At 57.8% G+C, this 21,679-nt stretch carries 16 protein-coding genes and 3 pseudogenes; 9 read left to right on the top strand and 10 right to left on the bottom strand.

Translation table 11 applies throughout. The annotated features are described in order from the left end of the window. The first annotated feature begins 783 nt into the window (after window positions 1-783). Together otsB and otsA are read left to right on the top strand one after the other, a co-directional pair. The gene (otsB, locus tag SS05631_RS29415; protein WP_037427430.1) at window positions 784-1,572 is read left to right on the top strand and encodes a trehalose-phosphatase; all 789 of its coding nucleotides are present in this window, start codon (window positions 784-786) and stop codon (window positions 1,570-1,572) included. A 45-nt stretch (window positions 1,573-1,617) separates the two neighbouring features. Next, the gene (gene otsA, locus SS05631_RS29410; RefSeq protein WP_037427431.1) at window positions 1,618-2,991 is read left to right on the top strand and encodes an alpha,alpha-trehalose-phosphate synthase (UDP-forming); all 1,374 of its coding nucleotides are present in this window, start codon (window positions 1,618-1,620) and stop codon (window positions 2,989-2,991) included. Window positions 2,992-3,255: 264 nt separating this feature from the next. Here otsA and SS05631_RS29405 read toward each other — a convergent pair whose 3' ends face one another. Then, window positions 3,256-3,735, bottom strand: a complete 480-nt coding sequence (locus SS05631_RS29405; protein WP_037427433.1) for a MucR family transcriptional regulator — start codon at window positions 3,733-3,735, stop codon at window positions 3,256-3,258. A gap of 26 nt (window positions 3,736-3,761) precedes the next feature. Then, the gene (locus tag SS05631_RS31240; RefSeq protein WP_157213239.1) at window positions 3,762-4,025 is read right to left on the bottom strand and encodes a hypothetical protein; all 264 of its coding nucleotides are present in this window, start codon (window positions 4,023-4,025) and stop codon (window positions 3,762-3,764) included. A 255-nt stretch (window positions 4,026-4,280) separates the two neighbouring features. On the opposite strand from SS05631_RS31240, the gene SS05631_RS32355 reads away from it, so the two are divergent. After that, window positions 4,281-4,754, top strand: coding sequence for a hypothetical protein (locus tag SS05631_RS32355; protein WP_244412463.1), 474 nt, complete (start codon window positions 4,281-4,283; stop codon window positions 4,752-4,754). A gap of 719 nt (window positions 4,755-5,473) precedes the next feature. Here SS05631_RS32355 and SS05631_RS29395 read toward each other — a convergent pair. From SS05631_RS29395 to SS05631_RS29385, 4 genes are all read right to left on the bottom strand, one after another. Beyond that, window positions 5,474-6,046, bottom strand: a complete 573-nt coding sequence (locus tag SS05631_RS29395; RefSeq protein WP_037427435.1) for a hypothetical protein — start codon at window positions 6,044-6,046, stop codon at window positions 5,474-5,476. A 164-nt stretch (window positions 6,047-6,210) separates the two neighbouring features. Beyond that, window positions 6,211-6,969 carry a hypothetical protein gene (locus SS05631_RS29390; RefSeq protein ID WP_244412465.1) on the bottom strand — a complete coding sequence of 253 codons (759 nt, stop codon included), beginning with the start codon at window positions 6,967-6,969 and terminating at the stop codon, window positions 6,211-6,213. After that, entirely contained in the window at window positions 6,953-7,084 is a 132-nt protein-coding gene (locus SS05631_RS32585) for a hypothetical protein (RefSeq protein ID WP_280106989.1), read from the bottom strand. Before SS05631_RS32585 ends, SS05631_RS29390 begins: the two co-directional genes overlap by 17 nt. Window positions 7,085-7,216: 132 nt before the next feature. Further along, complete coding sequence (locus tag SS05631_RS29385) at window positions 7,217-7,708, bottom strand: AraC family transcriptional regulator (protein ID WP_050988446.1); 492 nt, start codon at window positions 7,706-7,708, stop codon at window positions 7,217-7,219. Window positions 7,709-7,781: 73 nt separating this feature from the next. Between SS05631_RS29385 and SS05631_RS29380 the strand changes: the two are divergent. Further along, window positions 7,782-8,890, top strand: a pseudogene (locus SS05631_RS29380) (IS630 family transposase). Window positions 8,891-9,184: 294 nt separating this feature from the next. Here SS05631_RS29380 and SS05631_RS29375 read toward each other — a convergent pair. Further along, on the bottom strand, window positions 9,185-10,288 hold the full coding sequence (locus SS05631_RS29375) for an IS110-like element ISSfr2 family transposase (RefSeq protein ID WP_014327616.1): 1,104 nt from the start codon (window positions 10,286-10,288) through the stop codon (window positions 9,185-9,187). Between the two features lie 605 nt (window positions 10,289-10,893). Next, window positions 10,894-11,412, bottom strand: a pseudogene (locus SS05631_RS29370) (LysR substrate-binding domain-containing protein); the annotation flags it as partial. A gap of 15 nt (window positions 11,413-11,427) precedes the next feature. Here SS05631_RS29370 and SS05631_RS29365 point away from each other — a divergent pair. From SS05631_RS29365 to SS05631_RS29355, 3 genes are all read left to right on the top strand, one after another. Further along, window positions 11,428-11,811 (top strand): winged helix-turn-helix domain-containing protein, encoded by a 384-nt coding sequence (locus SS05631_RS29365; RefSeq protein ID WP_348225567.1) that lies wholly within the window; start codon window positions 11,428-11,430, stop codon window positions 11,809-11,811. Between the two features lie 419 nt (window positions 11,812-12,230). After that, window positions 12,231-12,806, top strand: a complete 576-nt coding sequence (locus SS05631_RS29360) for a hypothetical protein (protein WP_037427518.1) — start codon at window positions 12,231-12,233, stop codon at window positions 12,804-12,806. Window positions 12,807-13,239: 433 nt separating this feature from the next. Then, window positions 13,240-15,108: a DUF6119 family protein gene (locus SS05631_RS29355; protein ID WP_037427520.1), complete on the top strand. Its 1,869-nt coding sequence runs from the start codon at window positions 13,240-13,242 to the stop codon at window positions 15,106-15,108. Window positions 15,109-15,563: 455 nt separating this feature from the next. Here SS05631_RS29355 and ectB read toward each other — a convergent pair whose 3' ends face one another. Next, the gene (ectB, locus tag SS05631_RS29350) at window positions 15,564-16,898 is read right to left on the bottom strand and encodes a diaminobutyrate--2-oxoglutarate transaminase (RefSeq protein ID WP_050988450.1); all 1,335 of its coding nucleotides are present in this window, start codon (window positions 16,896-16,898) and stop codon (window positions 15,564-15,566) included. Between the two features lie 1,074 nt (window positions 16,899-17,972). Here ectB and SS05631_RS29345 point away from each other — a divergent pair. Continuing rightward, window positions 17,973-19,088, top strand: coding sequence for a transposase family protein (locus tag SS05631_RS29345; protein ID WP_348628907.1), 1,116 nt, complete (start codon window positions 17,973-17,975; stop codon window positions 19,086-19,088). A 188-nt stretch (window positions 19,089-19,276) separates the two neighbouring features. Here the strand turns inward: SS05631_RS29345 and SS05631_RS29340 are convergent, their stop codons facing one another. Then, window positions 19,277-19,981: a response regulator transcription factor gene (locus SS05631_RS29340; protein WP_037427651.1), complete on the bottom strand. Its 705-nt coding sequence runs from the start codon at window positions 19,979-19,981 to the stop codon at window positions 19,277-19,279. Between the two features lie 503 nt (window positions 19,982-20,484). Between SS05631_RS29340 and SS05631_RS29335 the strand changes: the two are divergent. Then, window positions 20,485-21,593 (top strand): annotated as a pseudogene (locus SS05631_RS29335) (IS630 family transposase). Window positions 21,594-21,679 lie beyond the last annotated feature (86 nt).

The following is a 21,679-nucleotide window of genomic DNA, read 5'->3' as shown; positions in this document are numbered from 1 at the left end:
CCACGCTTGTTCAGCGACGGCAGCGCCCCTGCACGAGTGGCACCGCGGCCGCAGCGCCCAGAACAGTTTTGTCGCGAGAAGTGAGCGAGTAAGCTCCATGTGGCCGCCATGTCAGCTCGAACACTCTCTCGGACGTGCAGGCCTTCCCTAGAGGGAAAAGAAGCCAGTCGCCGACTTTCACAGAGGGAAACGACAGCACTGTTCGGGGGTAATTGAAGCGGCGGCGGCGGGAGGCGGGAAGTAGAAAGGTGGCAACACCGTCAGTCGCTGTCCGGCTTTAGCCTCGCCAGAAGTGCTAAGACCTCGGCTTGAATGTCTAGGCAAAGGGCTTCGTATTTGAGTACCGCTTCCTCTGGGTACGGAGTCTCCCTCCGGTGGCGTTCAATGGCCTCAGCCGCGACGGCATAGGCTTCAAACAGGCCATCCAATTCGCGGCTCCTGATGTGCCGCAGCAGATCTCTGTGACGAGGCAGGGCTAGCGCCAGCCGAGCTCTGCCGTTGCGAACCAGTGACATTTCACTCGATCCCCAGCACGGCCCTCGGCTTGATCAGGTACGGGCAAATTGTGCGGAGGATCGTCTTCTTACGGGCAAGGATAACGCTCAAGCAGGCCAGGTGTTCCGAGTTGAGGGGCCGCCGCTGCTCAACAGCGATCTTAAGGTGTCAGCGAATGCATCTGCTTTTGATCTGTCCAAAGGAAGTGCTGCGCTCTCAACTCGCCATCTGACTTTAAATGGACAGTAGGGGTGGCCGGCAACGGGCATCTGGTATAGACATGGCGTCATGTCATGCCAGACGCAGCTTCTCAGCGCCTCGGAGGCCGCCTTAGGAGAGGACTTCCTCTCCGCTCTCTCGACGGATCTGGACAACTGGGCTCTGTTCCTCGATATCGATGGTACTTTGCTTGACCTGGCCGAAACGCCGGACGCCGTAGCCGTTCCACCTTCGCTGCCTGCAAGTCTCGATCGCTTGTCGAAAAAACTCGGCGGTGCTTTGGCACTCGTGACCGGTCGCGGCCTTGCTTATGCCGACCAGCTTTTTTCGCCGGCCAAGTTTCCTATTGCGGGCCTTCATGGTGCCGAGCGCCGCGACCCGGATGGCCGCGTGCACAAAGCTGCAGAGACGGCGGATTTTGAGCGGCTGAAGGCCGAGCTTGTCGCCACTACTTCCAGCTGGGCGGGCGTTCTGATCGAGGACAAGGGGGCGGCGGTCGCTGCCCATTACCGGCTTGCGCCGGACAGACAACTCGAACTTGAACACCTGATGGAGCGAGCGTTGTATCGAGCCGGACCAGACTGGGCAATCCAGCACGGCAAGATGGTCGTCGAAATCCGTCCAGCCAGAGCCAACAAGGGCGATGCAGTTGCGGCATTTCTCGCGCAGCCGCCCTTTGCCGGCAGGCGCGCGATCGCGATCGGGGACGATGTGACCGACGAAACAATGTTTCGCACGGTCAACCGGCTCGGCGGCTTTTCGATCCGCATCGGACCGCCTGTGCCTGCGAGCGAAGCGCTCGGCTCCATCCCTTCTGCCGAGATCCTGCGCGGCTTCATCGCCGCGTTGGCCCCCTGAATATTTGAGCACCTGACATATTTTCTTGCATGAAAGGTATACGGCATGAGCCGCCTCGTCATTGTTTCCAATCGCGTACCCGTTCCGGACAAGGGTGGCATTGCGCCGGCTGGCGGGCTCGCGGTCGCGCTGAAAGTCGCCCTCGAAGCGCATGGCGGCATATGGATGGGCTGGTCGGGAAAATCGAGTGGCGAGCTCGAGCCGGCGCCGCTCGCGCAACTGCAGCAGGGCAACATCACCTATGCGCTGACGGATCTGACCGATACCGACGTAGAGGAATACTACCACGGCTTCGCCAACCGCGTTCTCTGGCCGATCTGCCACTACCGCCTTGATCTCGCCGAATACGGTCGCAAGGAAATGGCCGGCTATTTCCGCGTCAACCGCTTCTTCGCCCATCGCCTGGCGCCGCTTGTCAAACCCGATGACGTCATCTGGGTGCACGACTACCACCTGATCCCTCTCGCCGCGGAACTGCGTCAAATGGGCTTGAAGAACCGCATCGGCTTCTTCCTCCACATTCCCTGGCCGCCTGCAGACGTACTCTTCACGATGCCCGTTCATGAGGAGATCATGCGCGGCCTGTCGCACTACGACGTCGTCGGCTTTCAGACCGATCATGACCTTGAGAACTTCGCCGGCTGCCTCAGGCGGGAAGGCATCGGCGACGCACTTGGCGGAGGCCGCTTCAGTGCCTATGGCCGCATATTCAAAGGCGGCGTCTATGCAATCGGCATCGAGACTGCGGCCTTCGCCGAATTCGCCAAAAAGGCATCGACCAACAGCACGGTCAAAAAGGCGCGTGAAAGCATCGAGCACCGCGACCTCATCATCGGTGTCGATCGCCTCGATTATTCCAAGGGACTGACGCAGCGCATCGAAGCGTTTGAGCGCTTCATCCTCGCCAATCCGGCACAGCGGGGGCGTGTCACCTATCTGCAAATCACGCCGAAGTCGCGCTCCGAAGTGCCGGAATATGAAGCCATGCAACGCACTGTTGCCGAACAGGCCGGCAGGGTGAACGGCGCGCTCGGCGCCGTCGATTGGGTGCCTATACGCTACATCAACCGCTCGGTGGGCCGCCGCATTCTTGCAGGGCTTTACCGGCTTGGCAAAGTCGGCCTCGTGACGCCGCTTCGAGACGGCATGAACCTCGTCGCAAAGGAATATGTTGCCGCGCAGGATCCGGACGATCCGGGCGTGCTTGTTCTTTCGCGCTTCGCGGGCGCTGCCCGCGAACTCCAGGGAGCGCTTCTTGTCAATCCCTACGAAATAGAGGGCACCGCAAACGCCATGGCGCGCGCGCTCAGCATGCCGCTGGAAGCGCGGCAGGAACGTTGGACGGCGATGATGGATCACTTGCTGGTGCACAACGTTTCGCGCTGGTGCCGGGATTTTCTCAACGATCTGACGGCATGATCGGATCGGTTTGGTTAGGGCGCTTGTAGGCAAAGATCATCAGTATGCGGCGCGGCCGTGCCAAAAACGAAACCGGCGACCGGCTACGGCGGTATTGCCTTAGCCAAATGGCCGCATTTGAATCGTCGGCACGCCATTGAGATTCCACGGGGACCCGTGTCTCCAAACCCGATATCGGCTCTTGCTGCCTCGGAACCGAGCCCGAATACACTGAACTACCGTGCGCACCTCGCATGCGATGCGACTGTTGTTTCCGAGCGAGGATTAACCGAATTTCAGACTGATCGTCTTGCGAGCGCGAGGATCTAACTCTGGTGCCGCCCGTTTCTTTCCCAGACCCAAAGCGCGCGCAAGGTCGGAACGCTTTTGAGCATAGCTTGAAGCAACCATGGGGTAATCACCCGGTAGACCCCATTTCTCTCGATATTGCTGCGGCGTGAGGCCGTACTTGGCCATCAGGTGTCGCTTCAGCGATTTGAATTTTTTGCCGCACTCCAGGCATATGATGAAGTCTGCGGTCACTGACTTCTTGATCGGAACGGCGGGGCGCTGTTCTTCGACGGCAGCCTCCTCAGCCTCCTCAGCCTTATCTGCCTGAGAGGTGCTGCATAGCGAGAGATACGTCTGCTGAACAAGACTGGCCAGATCGGCGGCAGGAACGATATTGCGGCTCAGGTAGGCCGCGACGACCCGGCTTGTCAGCTCAAGATTGCGTTGCTCGCTCGCCGAACGCGGTTGGTTCAATGTTCTTCTCCTGCATCTTCCGTCACTTAGATCCGTCCGCGCAATTTGCAGATATTTCGGTCAGAAGGAGGGCCGACAGAGAGCCAGTTGATTTTTGCCGAAAGTTTTTCCGGTAGATTTTTGACGTGTTGGTCGCTGCGTTCATTCTCGTCGCGTAAGCAGGCCGGAACTTGAAGCACGGCCGAGCAAACGCCCATCCGGCTGAAAAACGCGTGACCTCTTTTAGATCCGCGAAGTTCAAGGCGACGCTCGCTGATCGCATTCGGCTTTTGGCTGCTCTCCATGATCACGGGCACCCTCACAGTCAACGACTGACTATCCGCCACCCAGAACGACCCCGATAGAGAAGACGCCGAGGCGGCGTTAAACGGCAGGCAAGAGGTAACCCCGAAAATGGCACACGCTGTCTTCGTCAAATACTCGATTGCAACTTCCCCGGTTGCCTCCTAATTAAGCCGCGAGACGCCTGTGTCATCAGCCATTGAATCATTTTATTCTCATCCATATTTAGCGGGTTACAGTTTTTGGCTACAGACCAGAATCACTTGATTTTCTTCAAGGATGATTTCGGAACACGTACGGCTTGCAAGGCGAGCGAAGCCTTGCCCATGTGGTCGCATGTATTCAGCTTCGGCTTGGGTGGAATCATTGTTCCATCGGAGGCCGTTCACGAAATCTCCAGCGCGACCAATGACTTTTGCACAAGATGGGACGTGCCCGTGCTGCACGGAAACAAGATCAGAGGGGCGCGAGGGAGCTTTGGTTTCCTGAAGAAAGCGCGGTTCTTTCAAGAGCTGGAAGAAGTCCTGATCGACGACCGGATTCCCGCCCATGCTTGCGTCATCTGTCGACCAGGCTACAGAGACCGCTACCATGACAAGCACCCTGAGGGTGTCCGTTGGCAGATGAGCCGGACCGCCTTCGATATTTCCGTCGAAAGGCTGCCAAATATGCCCGTTCCCTCAAACGTAAGCTTTCGGTGGTTTATGAACGAACAGGAGAAACAGAGGATCGGTTGATTGAAGGCTACTTTCAGAGATTACGGACAACCGGGACAGAGTTCAGCGTTGAAAACTCCGCTCAACACAGTCCCATGTCATCTGCCGATTTGGCTGACACATTGATGTCGATCTGGCCAGACGGCAAGGGAAACCCGATGCTGCAATTGGCAGACTTGGTGGTCCATCCATTGGGGCATCGCCCAACGGGTCTTAGAAATAGAGCATATGACCGCTTCGCAGAGTCAGGCCAACTTCTAGACGCTCGCACCGATGATCCGACGATCTCGATTAAATATTCGTGCTACGACGATCCGTACAAGGAATACGTCGCTCCTGAAGGGAACCCCAGAAACACATAAGGGACCCGAAGGTCCCTTATGGCGGTTAGCGTAAAAGCAATAACCCCGTGGCAAAGCCATACCATAAAGTAGATAAATCCTGTGCCTTTTGCAAGGCGTTTGGGAATTTTAGCCAAAAATCGCTATCTCCTTGAATTATCGATTTAAAGACTGCGATCTAGAATTCCCTTCACAGGGCAACGATTAGAAGCGCGTGTTGTCGATGGCTTTCGCCCTGAGGCGTTCTCCACGCGCGCTGCGACTCAAGACAGCCCCTGCCGTTCGAATAAATGAAAGCGGGCGGTTCGATATCCGGTTATCGTTCTACCGTCCGCAGGCACTTTGGTTTTCAACCAGTGCCTTTCGCGGCCCGGCCGACCTCGTCGGCGGGTATACTGATCAGGGCATTAGGTGCAGGTAGTATGGTGAGTCGCTCGGTGGGCCGAAGCGGCCAAACACCTGCGTGATTGTGGACTGCGTATGCTCGTCGAACAGGTTCAGCGACGCCGAGAGAAGCGTCGAGGTGATTGCGCAACCGTCAGGGCTTCCAGCTTCGACCACCGTAAGGCAAGCTAACAATAGGTGGATTGTCGCCGGGTCTGGTTGAGCCAGGATTAGACAATTGAATGCAATAGGTTCTCGGTATTGGCTAAGGTAGATTCTGATTGGCTTCGCCAGGTCGACGCCCGTTGCCCGGTCGCCAGCCGCTTTTGCGCAAACTGACGCAAGGGCACCGGGCAAATCCCCATCTGCAATCGTCCACTTCAGCGTCCTTGAGGTCAAGGCGCCCTCCACCTGGTTCGGGACCATTTGCATGGCGTTCTGCCACGCCCTGGGATCAAGGTTGTAGGTCAGATTCTCGGATAGTTTCTGGATCAGCCCAGAGCAGATCCTCTCCGCTTCGAGCGGGTCGCTGCTCGGAGGCGCGATAACAACGAAAAGGCCTGCAGCTGTTTTTGCGAATGGGTTCATGTTTGTTTCTTTCCTTGAGCGGAGAGACGGAAGGCCGCATCGGGACGCGAGAGAGGATCGACGGTCGCAAATGCTTGCCGGGTTGTTATCGAAATCAGGAGCGAGAGGTCCGAATCTACGCCACTGGTGGGGTGCGCTGCTTTCGCGAACCAGTGACCTGAGGATCAGACCTGCGGTTTGATGTCTCCTTGCGGGATCGAGCCGCCGTTGAAGAAGTTCTTTGCCTTCTTGAACTGGTCGGTGGAGTTTTCATTCACGAGCCCTCGGAAGTTTTCATGGTCGGGGCCGCCTTTGCGGATCCGTCGTGTCTGAACCAGACTGGTGACCTCGGTATAGTCGATGTTGACGTTGACGTATTGCGTCGAGGAGCAAGAGGATTTCAGTTCAAGGAAGTGCTCTTTGAACCCTATCTGCCGCAGAACGATTGCTCCGTAATCGTAATATCCGCCTGCCCCATTATCGAGAAGATAATTTTGGTAGGTGCATGTCAGTGCTTTGTATTGCGGCGCCTCGCCATTGCCGCTGAAGGTGAGGTTGCCCATCTCGGTGAGGAAGATCTGGAAATCGATCAGCAGCGATGCGCCATCTATGATGATTGCGTTGGCAAGCAAGGAGAGAAAGGTGACTGCGACAGAGGTGCCGGCAAACCTGTTTGCAAAACTCTTCTGCTTGTGTCTGCCGATCGAAACGTCGGGGATGTTGGCAACAACGTCTGTCCAGGTGTTGATGTCCAGTTTTTGTGAATCGATGATGGAGTAATGGGTGTGCATGTAGTCGTGAATGAGTCCTCCTATCGCCAGCAGGTTGTCCTGGTTCTCATTCATAATGCCGCTATAGATCGGATCGTTCGTTTTCTGGCCGATGAGGTGAAACTGTACTGCCCCTTGATGATTCGCGATCGTGTCGTCACTGGGGGGCAGCATTTCTCTCAGCCAAAACCAGGGGATGGCGGTAGAAAAACGCGCGCGCCGCCTCGTAGTCCTTGTCCGAAAAGGCCTGTTCATGCTCGTGAATATCCACTGCAAATGCGTTCGACATGCTTGTCCTCCTGGGGAGATCTGAGCGTTACTGTAAGAGCCGTGAGGTGCCCTGAATGCGCAAAGCCTGAGTGCGAGAATATTTTGGGCGTCTGTTGCTGTATACCAGTTCATTCCGGCCTCCACCTTTGCGTCAGGCAGGCTTTTCTCTGCCCGCGACCATTTTGCGATAGCGTAGCGGCGAGAGGCCATGAAACGCCTTGAATGCTGTCGAGAAGTTGTTGCTGTTCTCGTACCCCAGGGATTCTGCGACGGTGGCGACGCTTTCGTGGCCGTTGCGCAGGCTCCCGGCAGCCAAGGTCATCCGGTAGTGCCGTAACCAAGTCATTGGGCCGCAGTTGAAGGATGCCTCGAACCGGTTCACGAGCGTTGTTCTATTGGTGCCGATCATGCGAGCCAATTTGCTGAGGGTGATCTTCTGGTCGACCTGCTGTGCAAGCAGGTCGCATGAGTCCTGCACCATGGGATCGGCTGAGAAGAATGGCGGAGCAGAACGACGAGCGATCTCGGCGGTGCAGGCTGCAAGTCTGCTCAGAAGTTCCTGCTCTATAGGCGGCCACAGCAGGTAGTCAAAGTACCCCTTGGAGTAAACGGCCCTTCGGTCCAGGCTGCCTTCCGCAACCAAGGCTAGTGGTATCCGCCTAACATAAGAGTCCGTATGGGATTCCCTTTGGCGAGTGCGTATGCGAGTGTGGCGCATGCGCACAGGAATAGCCTTCACCGTTTCGCCGACCGATCGCCAACGCCTGAGAGCCCTCATCAGTGATCGCAATGCGCCGCAGAAGCACGTCTGGCGCGCCGAGATCATCCTGCTGAGTGCCGATGGCGTCGGCACCGTCGAGATCATGCGACAGACCGGCAAGTCGAAGACCTGCGTGTGGCGCTGGCAGGAGCGCTTCGCCACGGAAGGCTTCGAGGGTCTCTTGCGCGACAAGACGCGCCCCTCGCGCATTGCGCCGCTCGGGCCGGAGATCGGCGAGCAGGTGGTGGCGCTTTCGCTTGCCGACCCGCCGGGCGAGACGACGCACTGGACTGCCGACATGATGGCGGCCGAGGTGGGCGTCAGCGCCAGCGCGGTGCGCCGCATCTGGAAGGCGCACGGTCTCCAGCCCCACCGCTGGCGGGCCTTCAAGCTCTCCAACGACCCGCAGTTCGTCGCCAAGCTCAAAGACGTTGTCGGCCTCTACGTCGACCCGCCGGCCCATGCCATCGTGCTGTCGGTCGACGAGAAGAGCCAGATCCAGGCGCTCGACCGCACCCAGCCCGGCCTGCCCCTGAAGAAGGGCCGGCTCGGCACCATGACCCACGACTACAAGCGGCATGGCACGACCACGTTGTTTGCCGCCCTCAACGTGCTCGACGGCACCGTTATCGGCAGGAACATGCAGCGTCACAGGCATCAGGAGTTCATCCGTTTTCTCAACGCCATCAATGCCCAAGTGCCGGCCGACAAGGCGATCCACGTCATCCTCGACAACTATGCCGCCCACAAGCATCCCAAGGTGCGCGCCTGGCTCGACCGCCATCAGCGCTTTACTTCCACTTCACGCCGACGTCCTGCTCGTGGCTCAACGCCGTCGAGGGCTTCTTCGCCAAACTGTCGAAGCGTCGCCTCAAGCGCGACGTCTTTCATTCGGTCGTGGACCTCCAGGCCGCCATCAACCGCTTCCTTACAGAGCACAACCAACAACCCAAGCCCTTCACCTGGACCGCCGATCCCGACAAAATCATCGCTGCCGTCAAACGTGGGCACCAAGTGTTAGATTCCATCCACTCTCATGTTCGCCTTTTCAAGCAGCAGGCATAGAAATTCTCCGGCCCGATTTTCTCGGACGTCGTGTTTCGCATGAGTGCGTCCTGGGGAAAGCAGGAGGCACGGTCAATGAACAACGGTTGATCATGCTCTGATACGCGGGTTGAGTACCGCCGGACCTGATGCGTCGCGGAGCTTCCTCAGTCTAGTTGGCAGCGTCGGAATTAAACCGGCTGATAGTGGAAACGAGGGTTCTCCTGCCGTGACCGTGCCCCCAGCCTTGCCCAGGTGCACATGGCTTCTGATGGGTTCGTTCCTCCTCTTTGCTTTCCTAAGATTTGGCGATGTTCAACGCGGTGAGACCTGGCATGCAATCGCCCAGACGAAGCCCGATAATTCGCGCGCGATCGCCGTGGTTACCGTCGTGGCCGGCTTTCCGGCCTTGGTGAGCTTGCGATAGCGGCCGCAGAGCCGCTCCTGCGCTTTCCACGCCGTATCGCGGATCGTTTTTGGAAGCTGCTCCTGGCGCAGCAATTGCTCGCGGCTCACCCTTGCGGGAAACCGGTAGCTCCAGGCCGCCTCGATCAACATGCGGCGTGCGGTTCCGTTCCCCGCTTTTGTAATGCCGCCCTGGCGTCGGGTTGCGCCGCTCGAATGCTCCGATGGGACGAGCCCCAGATAGGCCATCAGTTGACGCGGATTGGTAAAGCGACTGATATCGCCCAATTCGGCAATCATCGTTGCTGCGGTCACCAGAGCCATGCCGCGCAGCGATTGCAGCGCCTGGACGACCGGGGCCAATGACCAATCGCTCAACATGATCTCGATTTGCTTCGTCAGCCGATCGCGCCGGTCCGTCGCAGCCTCGATCGTCGCGATATGATCCTCAAGCACAATGTGGTGGGCTGGTTGCGTGAAGCGAAGACCGGCCAGCCAGCGGCGGTGCATCTGCGTCCAGGCTGGACGGCCATAATGGCAGCCATGGCGCAGCAGGAATCCACTGAGTTGCTGGCGCGCCTGTCGCAGGCTGCGCACGGCAGCCAGGCGTGCCCGCACCAGATCGCGCATTGCCTCATGGGCGGGATCGGGGATCCAGACGGCGCTCAGCTCCCCAGCGCGATGAAGCCTTGCCAGATTGTCGGCATCCCGGCGGTCCGTCTTGATGCGATCGCCCGGCTTTCGAGGGATCAAAGACGGGGCGACAACTACGCAGTGATGGCCCGCGGCGGACAGTTGCCGCTGAATACCGTAGCCGCAAGGTCCGGCTTCGTAGCAAAACTTCAGCGTCCGCCCCGACTGCGAAAGCTTCGCCAGCATGCGGGCCAAGGCCGTTGGTGTGTTTACGATCTGGCCAAACGCGCGCACGTCACCGCGCTTACCGCCATCGGCAAGTGCCACCGAAATCGTTTCTTTGTGAACATCCAATCCGACGTATGTGATAGTCTCGTCCATGGCCCGTCTCCTATGCATGAGGCTCTACGAGAGGATCGCTCTCGCAACCCTCGATACCTGCATACTGTGAGACGGGTCACCCAGCCCCAGGCGAACATTTAGTCTAGTTGCACGAGCTCGGATGAGAGCTTCGTACGACCGTGGTTGTTTTGCGCTGGGTCGCGACAGTCCACGACGACGAATTGCGCCGAGCGTCCTGGCCGCAACAAACGGTGATCAACGATATCGAACTGCGGCAGAGAGCTCGCGATTTGGGTTAACGACGTACATGTGACCGGGTCGGACCCAAGGTATGCTCCCAGAATGGATGCACGCACGTGGGGCCCGCGCTCAGGATATGGCCTACCAATTGGCTTGGCGCCGCGCACGGCGGTTGACGAGGTGAGACTTGGATTGTGTAGGTGGTCGAGCGTGTGAATACGCGCTCGTTTGGCAATTTGCCGAACACCCGCGCTTCAAATCCTGGCGCGCGATAGGCTCGCAAAGAGTTCGTTCTATTGGCGCAGCGTAGTCTTCGCCTGCCGGTGGATGAGGAGAGGGGAACCAACCGTCTCCGGCATAAACGAAAGACAGCCAGAATTCGGACTCAGTGCCTGGACGCCGCATCAGGTCGACTGCCCTTGCCCTGTTGCCGTTGCCGCGGCGGCGATCTCCTGGCGCAACCACCGGTGGTCCGGGTCGCGATGGCAACGCTCGTGCCAGATCAGCGCGACCTCGTAGGGCGTCAGTTCCACAGGAGGATCGACAATCACTAGCGGCAGCAAGGCGGCGATCCTGGTCGCCACTCGGCGTGGTACGACCAGCACCAGATCAGTCGACAAGATCGCCAACGCGGCCGTCAGGACGTTGGAAACCAGCACCGGGTCGCGATCCTGAAGATCCAACTCGACCAGGTCGTCATGAACCCGGCCGAAACCGTCTTTGGTATTCGAGGCAATGCCGGCATGGCGCAAGGCCGCGAAGGTGTCGATTGTCCATTCCTGCGCCAGGGCTGGGTGGTCGTTGCGTAGCAGGCAAGCAAAGCGGTCGGTGTAGAGCCGGCGCCGAAAGTAGCCCGGTGGGGCCCCACCGATCTGCCCAACGGCCAAATCGATCTCGCCTTGCTCAAGGCGTCGGAGCGCGCCGGCCTCCTGGCCCGTGTGAGCGCCGCTTTATGCGAGCGGCCGGAGCCTCATCGCAACAGGATCTTCCATTTCGATGACTGGCGCGTCAGCACGAAGCGTCGCCGTTTGCGCCGAGGGACCAATCGTGAAGTCAAGCTCACTGCGGGCGAATTCAACCTGCTTATGGCCTTCCTCAAAAATCCGGGCCGGGTTCTTTCGCGCGAGCAGCTTCTGGTGGCGACGCACGTCTATGATCAAGAGGTCTTTGACCGCAGCATCGATGTTAAAATCCTGCGCCTTCGCCGCAAGCTAGGTCAGCACACCGGCTCGAACCCGCAGTATATTCGCACGGAAAGGGCCGCAGGCTATGTTTTCGACAGCGTTGTGAACGTTGAGGAGTTGAGGACGCGCAGTCACTGACAGTGCACTCTTTCGATTTTTGTCTCGAGGGTCGCATCTCCGCCGTTGGGGAGGTCGGGCCGATTTTTATCGGATCCTTTCGTCAGGTGGACGGGAGCTGTTCCAATCAAATGTATCTTCTGGGTGTTGCAGTCGCGCTCCGTGTCTCAACGAGGGACCGGAATGCCCCGGTATCAAGGGCTCCAGGCGGCGGTCCGGCGCTGGAGGTCTCGGGCCGGGACGAAGCCAGCCTTCAAGGACGCAAAGCAGTGGACTTTCAGGCGACATCATTAAGAAGGCGCTTGTAGAGGCAACGTTCCTCAGTCCATGTTGCGCAGGGGAGATATTCGCCGGCCACATGTCACGGTGCCTGGCTGAATGGCGTTTGAAGTACATGGCTGCAGAGGTTCGCAGTCCCCGTTTTTCGAAGTAGCAATATTATGAAAACACCGTGGAAATTTCTTGTTGAATTGTCGTCGCGGCGACTTCCGGCGAAAGTGCAAGAGAATCAGATTGCGGATGACGCTGATCCCGAGGGTCTCGAAAACGAAGCCGAAGACACGCCTGCACTCCCGTCCGATAATCCAACGGAAGCTTCCAGCACACCTGATCACGACGCGGGCGGCTCAGTTGATCAAATGTCCATGGTATGGCATTCAATAGACCTGCCGATTGATACTGAAGAGGCTCAAACCCTTGCTCCCAGTCCTCAGGAATCGACCGCGGAGGCGGGTGCAGCGGGGCTGAAAAGCGAGACAAGCGCAAAGTCCCCAAGCAAACTGCGGATCGAGCGTCGAGAGAGGCCGAAGAGGGCCCGCGCCCAGGTAGTTGCGCAGAGCGCTGTCGCTACAAACGATGCGCAAAGCGAAAAACCCGCGTCTTCCGGGGACACGTTCTTCAATGAAGTGGCAATCCTCGACGAGGAAATCAAAGAACTGCGACGACTGCTGGCTCGGAAACTTTATCTGCAGAACGTCCAACTTAGAAAGATGCTGGAGCGTTTCGATGGTTCGTGAGCCGGCGTCAACTGACGCTGGCCGGTGAGATGCTGTAGGACCTCAATCGTCGGAACATCGCAGGCCTGCTCGGGGGCAGTGGCTGTTGCCCACGTCCGGGTAGGTCTATGACGCTTTTTTGGACTGGCTCGTCATGCCCATACCTCCACAAAACAGCTCGCGGCTCTCGATCTTCGGCGGCGGGGCGCGTTGGCGCCTGATCGCAGAATAATTCCCGGGAAGGTCCCGGCACCCTCACAAGGCTACGAGAGCGGCGTTAATGTGAGGTTGGGCTGTCTGCGAAATCCTGTGTCAAGGCGCTAATTAACGCAGAGTTTAGGCTCAATATCCTTGATCCCACAGGAAATCGACTATGCAAATATCATAAAAGTGGGCGGCGCGCGGATTTTGTGGAGAGTGCAAAATATCGCCGCTTGTCGGCTGGGGAAATATAATGGGTAAAGTACGACCGTTTTCTATTTATCTTCTGAAGGAAGAATTCGACGCGACGAACTCTCTTCGAGAAGATCACGACCTTCAGATAGCGGAAGCAACGGACCTGCCAGAGGGCGCAGTCCTTTACATCCTTGACGCTGACCCCAAGCCTCCCTGGTGGAGGGGCTATTTCGGTGTAACAGAGCCTCTCATACAGCAACTAAAGGGGGCGCTTGTTTTTCTTTCCGTCGGAGACCGCTGGTTTGCGCTATCCTTCGGGCAGGTGTTTCACCATCTGAGCGATGCCGCTTACGAATACGATTTTGGCTTGCGGGTAACGTTGAACAGCGTCGATCCGAACGAGTTGAAAAGCGCCGACATGGTCGCGCCTGGTGTGGCCCGCCGCAAGAGGACCCAAGTGCCAGTTTCGACCGAACTGACCTTTCTCGATTTCGATAGTAACAGCGAGATCATTAAGAGTCTGACCGGCAGGGTAAAGAGAGAATATCAAGACCTTTTCAAGAATGCGACCGGTTCGGTGTCGCTCAAAGTGGGTCTCGATCTTGAGCCCGGTGAGTTGCCGGGCATATGCGAGACTTTGCTCACGCTCTATAAGGCGGAGGACTACCAAACCTCATTTCCGAACATACAGAACATATCGCCAGTCAACGATCCGTCCAAGATCGCCGAACTCGACGAATTGCTGCTTGCCTCCTTGAAGGCGAACGACGGCAAGGCATCCCTCACGATTGCCGACATCATCGATTACCGGGATAACACGTGCTGTATCTTTCAAGGCGACAGAAGAAACAGCGACGTCTTTCCGGATATCTCGCTTGAGGAGTTCTATGAATTTCTCGGGAAAGACTACGATCTTGCCGGGATGACCCTCGAAACGTTCAAGGCCTTCCGGATGATGCTGACCGATGTCGAGGGGACGCCTGGGCGGAGCTATAGCGTCTATCGATCTCTGATCTACGACGGAGAGCCTGCCGGAGAAGACCTAGTGTACCATCTGTGCGACGGGAGCTGGTATCGCGTCGAAAAAAGCTACATTGAACGGTTGAAGAACTATCTCGATGCGAGATGCGAAGCCTCCGATCTCCCGCCTTACGACCACGATGCCGTCGAGGAGGGCAAGTCCGTTTATAGTGAGGAGGGCTACAACGCTGCTATTCCTCGCTGGAATAATGCCTTTATCTGCCTTGACCAGAGCGATATCAGCCCAGCGGGCAGCACGCAGATTGAGCCCTGCGATGTCTATACCGTCGCCGCCGACGCCAACGCGGCATGCGGGCACCGGGCTTTCTTTTATCATCTTAAGATTTCCACCCGCTCCTCTCATCTGAGCCATCTGTTCAATCAAGGCGTCAATTCGGTGGATCTCATCCAGTTGGAACCGGTTTCGCGCGAGAAGATGAAGGCGCTTGTCAGCGGGAATCTGAACGGAAACGATCCAGTCGGGTTTCTTGCACCTCTCGATTCCTTTGACTTTAAGGTCGTATTCGGGATCATCACGCACAAAAACAACGAGAGTAGGTCAGACAACCTGCCGCTGTTTTCAAAGATAAGCCTCATGCGTAGCATGCAACAGCTTGACGTTCGAAAAATACCATCCGTTCTCGTGTTCATCGAAGACCAAAGCCCTAAGAAGCATGGTCACCCGAAACACGAGCGCATCATTGTCGAGATCTTTGAGCTAGACAACGGAAAGACTGAGGTAAGAGCTGTCGATGGACAAGGTTACGATCCTGCGGTCCCGATAAAGTCCTGTCCGAAGCAAGTACGGGAGAGCCCCGTTGGGACACGCTACAGACTGACTGTGAAAAGAGCCGAAGACGGGGCCCTCTCGAGCTATCACGGCTGGCCGATTGAGGTCGCGGCGTGATGCTCGTTGCTCCACGAAAGGCGCGAATTGAGCAAATCTCCGGTTCGGAGGCCGCATCACCACAGGTCGGTGGGCACAGGTATCTGGCGCTTATACTGCCGTCTGCCTAACGACCAGTTTCGGCTCAAGGAGCTTTCCAACATCAAGGCAGTTGCTTGGGCCGGCGATAGTCACCAATTACGTGCTGTCGCGGCGCATCCTGCAGGATGTCGCACCTGCTCCGACGTCCCGCCGGCCCATCGCCTCTCGATACCGTCAATTACGTCGCTAAGACCGCGCCTATGATCGACATAGAAACGGCGACAGCGAGCGAGGACTCGCGATTCTTGGCGGAAGGTGACGCAAGAGTCAGAGTGCACGGTTATTCATTGCTCAGGCGCTAGCCGCGCAGCGTTGGTGCATTCTTCCAAGAGGCTCAAACACTTGGTCGACTAGCAGGACACACTGGTATGCCTTCATACCTTCGTCGCGGACTTCGATTCGGCGGAGCTTCTGTCCATGCTGGCCTGCACCGCGCCAATGCTCTCGCGAACGATTGACAGGCCACGGCGCAAATCAGCCTCTGTAATAGTGAGCGCGACGAGGAACTTCAGCACCTCGTTCCGTCCGCCACAGGTCTCGATCACCAACCCGCGACGAAGAGCTTCCCCTTGTATTTGGATCGGTAATGAATCGTATTCTTGTGATACGAGGCCATACATCAACCCCCGGCCTCGCACACTGAAGCCAATGTTGGGGTAGTCGTATGCGATTGACTTCAGTTCGTCAGCCAAAATTCCAGATTTACGAGCAATCTCGTCTTCGAACTTGCTGTCTGCCCAATATGTCTCGAGAGCCGCCCGGGCAGCAACGAAGGCAAGATTGTTGCCTCTGAACGTGCCGCTGTGAGCACCAGGCGACCAAACGTCCAGTTCAGGCCTTAGAAGAACGAGGGACATCGGCGTTCCGATCGCTGACAAGGACTTCGACAGAGTGACGATATCTGGAACGATCTGAGCCGCTTCGAAACTGAAGAATTTTCCCGTACGACCGACACCCGCCTGAATGTCATCGAGAATCATTAGGACTTCGTGGCGCTCGGTCAGATCACGCAGCCGTTGCAGCCATCTTAAACTAGCCGGCCGGATGCCACCTTCACCTTGCACCGCTTCCAAAATGACGGCGGCAGGTTTGTCAAGGCCACTGCTGGGATCGTTTAGAAGTTCCTCAAAGTAATCGAGCGTGTCAACTGAGGGTCCGAGATAGCCATCGTACGGCAGAGTTGTCACGTGCGCGAGGCCATAACCCACGGCACTCCGGTACTTTTTGTTTCCCGTGGCCGCCAGCGCTCCTGCGCTGACGCCGTGGAACGCATTGGTAAAAGCTACGATGTTTGATCTTTTAGTCGCCTGCCGGGCAAGTTTCACCGCCGCCTCGACCGCGTTTGTGCCTGTAGGGCCGGTAAATTGCAGCTTATAGTTCAAACCCCGCGGCTTAAGGATGTACTTCTCAAAGGCCCCGATGAACGCCTTTTTTGCGCTGGTCGCGAGGTCAAGTCCGTGTATTATGCCGTCGCGCTGAATGTAGTCTAACAACGGCTTCTTGAAAGCCGGGTTGTTGTGCCCGTAATTGAGCGCACCCGCACCCGCGAAGAAGTCCAGATACTCACGGCCATCCGCATCTATAACAGTAGTGCCAATCCCGCGATCGAATAGGATTGGGAACGATCGGATGTAGCCTCGCACCTCAGACTCGAGGCGCTCGAAAATCGCGATGCCTGTGTCGTTTGTTGGCGCGAATTGCGATTTCATTGCGGCAATCTCCTTGTTTGTAGGGAGCCCTTTTGGAGCGGCAGCGATCAGCGTTCCGGCACCAACGTCCCTGTGTATGGCGGCCTTAGGCTCCGCATTTCGGGAACGGGCATGAGAGATCGCTCTTTGGGTCGGTACTTTGCTACCGAGCGGTACACATAAGAACCATGGCAGCATGATCTCTTAGAATGCGCTTTCATTGGGTTAAAGTTCTAAGAAATTTACTGAGCTAAATTGTTTCCGCCGTGCAGAGGGTTCTTCAAAAGCTGAGAGGGGTGAGCATTGCACTCTGGATTACGTTGCTGAGCGGGCGCCCAACGAGGTTACATGCTGTATCAGGCGTTGCCGGTCGCCTGCCGGGGCGGGAGAGCGAGAATGATGCCCAGGTTCTGCTTATGGGAGCTGATACGCGGATCAGGTTGGCCTAATCCGCTGCGCTTGTATACATCCGCCTAACGCGCCCACGAGTTCCAGTTTACGCAACCTTGTCGAACCCGTCGGGCGAAAAGAAAAACTGACCCCGCATTGCCTCAAGCAAAACGTTACCGATAGTGTTGATGCTCCCGATGGGATGGTCATGGTTCGCTGTCCCGGCTCGGGGGATGGATGGCACGGCGGATCAGCATGGCGACACGGACGGAACTGGTTGAGGCGCTCGTCGAGCGATATCGATCGAGCTGTCGGGCGGACAAGCAAAGGATCCTAGATGAGTTCGTCGCAGTTACCGGATATCACCGCAAGCATGCGATCCGAGTGCTCCGCCCTAGTGAGAGCGAGCCGCCTTGCGCTCGGCAATATGCTGTCAGGTATGGTCCCGAGGTTCGGGAAGCGCTGGTGGCTCTGTGGGAAGCATCCGATCGCCTCTGCTCGAAACGCCTGAAGCCGCTGATCCCGATTTTGCTGCCAGCTCTTGAGCGTCACGGCCGGCTCGATCTGAGTACCGAGCTTCGCGATAAGCTACTGACCGTCAGTGCGGCGACGATGGACCGGTTGCTGTCAGAGATACGTGTGGTGGCGCGCGGTGGCCGGCGTCGGCGCGCTGGAATGAGTTCTGCTGCTCGCCGGTCGGTCCCGGTGCGCACCTTCGGGGACTGGAACGATCCGCTGCCCGGTTATGTCGAGGTCGACTTCGTGGCTCATTCGGGGACCTCTTCGTCCGGTAGTTTCGTGCAGACGATGGTGCTAACCGATATCGCTACGGGCTGGACCGAGTGCGTGCCAGTCCGCACGCGCGAAAGCGGTCTCGTTATCGCTGCCCTCAATCAGGCCCGCTCGCTGTTTCCATTCCCGCTGCAGGGCGTGGACTTCGACAACGATAGCGCCTTCATGAACGAACGTGTGGTCTGCTGGTGCCGAAGTCAGGGGTTGGAGGTGACCCGTTCGCGAGCGTATCGAAAGAACGATCAGGCTTGGGTCGAGCAGAAGAACGGCGCGATCGTGCGACGGCTGGTCGGTTACGGAAGGCTCGTCGGCGCGGAGGCGACGGTTGTCCTTGGGCGTCTCTACGACGTGGTACGTCTGCATGGCAACCTGTTCCAACCTTCGTTTAAGTTGCGGGAGAAGACACGGATCGGCGCTCGTGTCATCAAACGCTACCATCCGCCCGTGCCGCCTGTTGCGCGGGTGCTGGCCCATTCCGGTGTGGCCGAGGCCGACAAGGAGCGGCTGCAGGCGATGTTGGAAAGGGCAGATCCAGTGATACTGTTTGCCGGGATCCGCGCCGCCCAGGAGGAACTCGGAAGGCGGGTCGATCGGCGTGGCCTAAACGCCAGATCCGAAGAACCGGTCGCCGTCGATCTGCAACGCTTCACCTTGAGCCTGAAGACAGCCTGGCAGGTTGGGGAGAAACGGCCGACACATCGGAGGCCATATCGTCGGACCAAGCCTTACCCGAAAAGGCAGAGCATGCTGGAGCCATTCGAGCCCCAGATTCGAGCGTGGCTTGAGGCGGATCCGGCGGTCTCGGCAGCCTCGGTCCTAGAGCGTCTAATGAGCGCCGATCCGTCACGCTTCACGAAGAGAAGCCTGCGGACGGTGCAAATGGCCGTCAAGGCTTGGCGTATCGAAACAGCCGGGCAGATTATTCTCGATGGAGACTGGATGAAGCGCGCGCCGTTATCTTCTCCCGCCGCGGCAGGAGAAGATAACGGCCATCTCAGCGCACAAAACTTCGGTAACATTCGTGGGTGAGGCAATAGGAGGGGTCAAATCTTCCCTTCGCTTGACAGAACCTGACCTTGTGCTATCGAGGCGAGCTCATTGTCCCGTCGGCAGACACACCGCAGATTTAAACATCTATGCCAAGTATGGGGAGCTCTAAAGCTAAATCTGATCACAAGGAAACGTCTACACGCCTTTCTAATTGAACATTGCCTCGTTCAGCAGTCCTCTCCGTCGAGCGAGTAACCAGCCGACCTGATGGTACGAATGATCTTGCGAGAAGAGGACGTCTCCAGCGTCCTTCTCAGTCGGCTCATATGAACGTCGACGGTGCGTTCACCCACATGGATATTTTGGGGCCAAACCGCGCCGATTAGATCGCTTCGGCTAAAGACTTTGCCGCGATTCTCAAGCAGGTGCCGCAGCAACTTGAATTCGATCGGTCCGAGATGGATTTCTTGGCCATTGCAGCGGACCCGGTACGTATCTACCCTCATTTCAACGTCGCCACAGCAGAGCGATCTGCCGTTTTCAGTCTCGTAGGCTCCCGGCTGCGTCAATACGAGTTTTGCGCGCAGACAGTCGAGCAGCATGGCCGGTGCTATTGGACGCACGAAGCTCTCGTCGATACCGGCCTTCAATAGATCAAGGTGCTGTTTTCCGGCGCCGGCCGCGATCATCCCAATAATAGGTAGAGGGCTAATCTGGAGCTGCTGCTTTAGGCGGGTGCAAATAACCGGCGCTGTCGGGCTCGACGGCTGACAGTCCAACACCACCGCCTGCGGCCCCCGTTCCTCGGCCACTGCAAGCGCTTCCTCCAAGCCCCCGGCCAACTCACTTTCAAAGCCGTCCATCTCGAGGATGTGGCTGTAGACCAAATAGAACTCCGCATCTTGCGAACAGATCAGGACCAGTGGGTTCATCGGCTTGCCTCCTCCTTTCAATGAAATGCAATTTGATGCAGACCTGACTTGTTGCTCCCCTTTTTTTAAACGATCACGTCAGCACGCGAGTGGAAAGCACTTCCAGCAGCTCTCGCCGCCCACGAACTAAGGCTTCAAATTTTGTGCCGATTTCGGATGATCGAGCAAAAGGCGTTTTATAATTGCGTTTCAGCTATTTAGTCGAGGCGAAAAGACGAGATTGGCTCGACAAGCTTGGTCATGGACCCGACAAGGGGCTGTAAAATGTGTCGGGTGCATTACTTGCGGCCGCTATATTTTGTCGAGATGCGAAAGCGTTCCTCCAGGGCGACCTATCCTCGAAAAGGAAGGACCTGCGGCTCGCTGCAAAGCTACGGCGATTGTAGTGAGGTCTTCAGCCTCAATAGAGGCTTGAAACTGGCTGGCCCCGATCTAGTGGTATCCGCCTAACATAAGAGTCCGTATGGGATTCCCTTTGGCGAGTGCGTATGCGAGTGTGGCGCATGCGCACAGGAATAGCCTTCACCGTTTCGCCGACCGATCGCCAACGCCTGAGAGCCCTCATCAGTGATCGCAATGCGCCGCAGAAGCACGTCTGGCGCGCCGAGATCATCCTGCTGAGTGCCGATGGCGTCGGCACCGTCGAGATCATGCGACAGACCGGCAAGTCGAAGACCTGCGTGTGGCGCTGGCAGGAGCGCTTCGCCACGGAAGGCTTCGAGGGTCTCTTGCGCGACAAGACGCGCCCCTCGCGCATTGCGCCGCTCGGGCCGGAGATCGGCGAGCAGGTGGTGGCGCTTTCGCTTGCCGACCCGCCGGGCGAGACGACGCACTGGACTGCCGACATGATGGCGGCCGAGGTGGGCGTCAGCGCCAGCGCGGTGCGCCGCATCTGGAAGGCGCACGGTCTCCAGCCCCACCGCTGGCGGGCCTTCAAGCTCTCCAGCGACCCGCAGTTCGTCGCCAAGCTCAAAGACGTTGTCGGCCTCTACATCGACCCGCCGGCCCATGCCATCGTGCTGTCGGTCGACGAGAAGAGCCAGATCCAGGCGCTCGACCGCACCCAGCCCGGCCTGCCCCTGAAGAAGGGCCGGCTCGGCACCATGACCCACGACTACAAGCGGCATGGCACGACCACGTTGTTTGCCGCCCTCAACGTGCTCGATGGCACCGTCATCGGCAGGAACATGCAGCGTCACAGGCATCAGGAGTTCATCCGTTTTCTCAACGCCATCAATGCCCAAGTGCCGGCCGACAAGGCGATCCACGTCATCCTCGACAACTATGCCGCCCACAAGCATCCCAAGGTGCGCGCCTGGCTCGACCGCCATCAGCGCTTTACTTCCACTTCACGCCGACGTCCTGCTCGTGGCTCAACGCCGTCGAGGGCTTCTTCGCCAAACTGTCGAAGCGTCGCCTCAAGCGCGACGTCTTTCATTCGGTCGTGGACCTCCAGGCCGCCATCAACCGCTTCCTTACAGAGCACAACCAACAACCCAAGCCCTTCACCTGGACCGCCGATCCCGACAAAATCATCGCTGCCGTCAAACGTGGGCACCAAGTGTTAGATTCCATCCACTCTCATGTTCGCCTTTTCAAGCAGCAGGCATAGAAATTCTCCGGCCCGATTTTCTCGGACGTCGTGTTTCGCATGAGTGCGTCCTGGGGAAAGCAGGAGGCACGGTCAATGAACAACGG

Source organism: Sinorhizobium sp. CCBAU 05631 (genome assembly GCF_002288505.1).
GTDB lineage: Bacteria > Pseudomonadota > Alphaproteobacteria > Rhizobiales > Rhizobiaceae > Sinorhizobium > Sinorhizobium fredii_C.
This window is presented reverse-complemented; position numbering and strand designations above follow the sequence as displayed.

Coding starts and splice junctions, on each gene's coding strand:
- SS05631_RS29355 (WP_037427520.1), top strand. CDS start 13,240: ATGGGTAAAGTACGACCGTTTTCTATTTATCTTCTGAAGGAAGAATTC.
- SS05631_RS32585 (WP_280106989.1), bottom strand. CDS start 7,084: ATGTCGAACGCATTTGCAGTGGATATTCACGAGCATGAACAGGCCTTT.
- SS05631_RS29395 (WP_037427435.1), bottom strand. CDS start 6,046: ATGAACCCATTCGCAAAAACAGCTGCAGGCCTTTTCGTTGTTATCGCG.
- SS05631_RS29390 (WP_244412465.1), bottom strand. CDS start 6,969: ATGCTGCCCCCCAGTGACGACACGATCGCGAATCATCAAGGGGCAGTA.
- SS05631_RS29375 (WP_014327616.1), bottom strand. CDS start 10,288: ATGGACGAGACTATCACATACGTCGGATTGGATGTTCACAAAGAAACG.
- ectB (WP_050988450.1), bottom strand. CDS start 16,898: ATGAAATCGCAATTCGCGCCAACAAACGACACAGGCATCGCGATTTTC.
- otsB (WP_037427430.1), top strand. CDS start 784: ATGTCATGCCAGACGCAGCTTCTCAGCGCCTCGGAGGCCGCCTTAGGA.
- otsA (WP_037427431.1), top strand. CDS start 1,618: ATGAGCCGCCTCGTCATTGTTTCCAATCGCGTACCCGTTCCGGACAAG.
- SS05631_RS29360 (WP_037427518.1), top strand. CDS start 12,231: ATGAAAACACCGTGGAAATTTCTTGTTGAATTGTCGTCGCGGCGACTT.
- SS05631_RS29340 (WP_037427651.1), bottom strand. CDS start 19,981: ATGAACCCACTGGTCCTGATCTGTTCGCAAGATGCGGAGTTCTATTTG.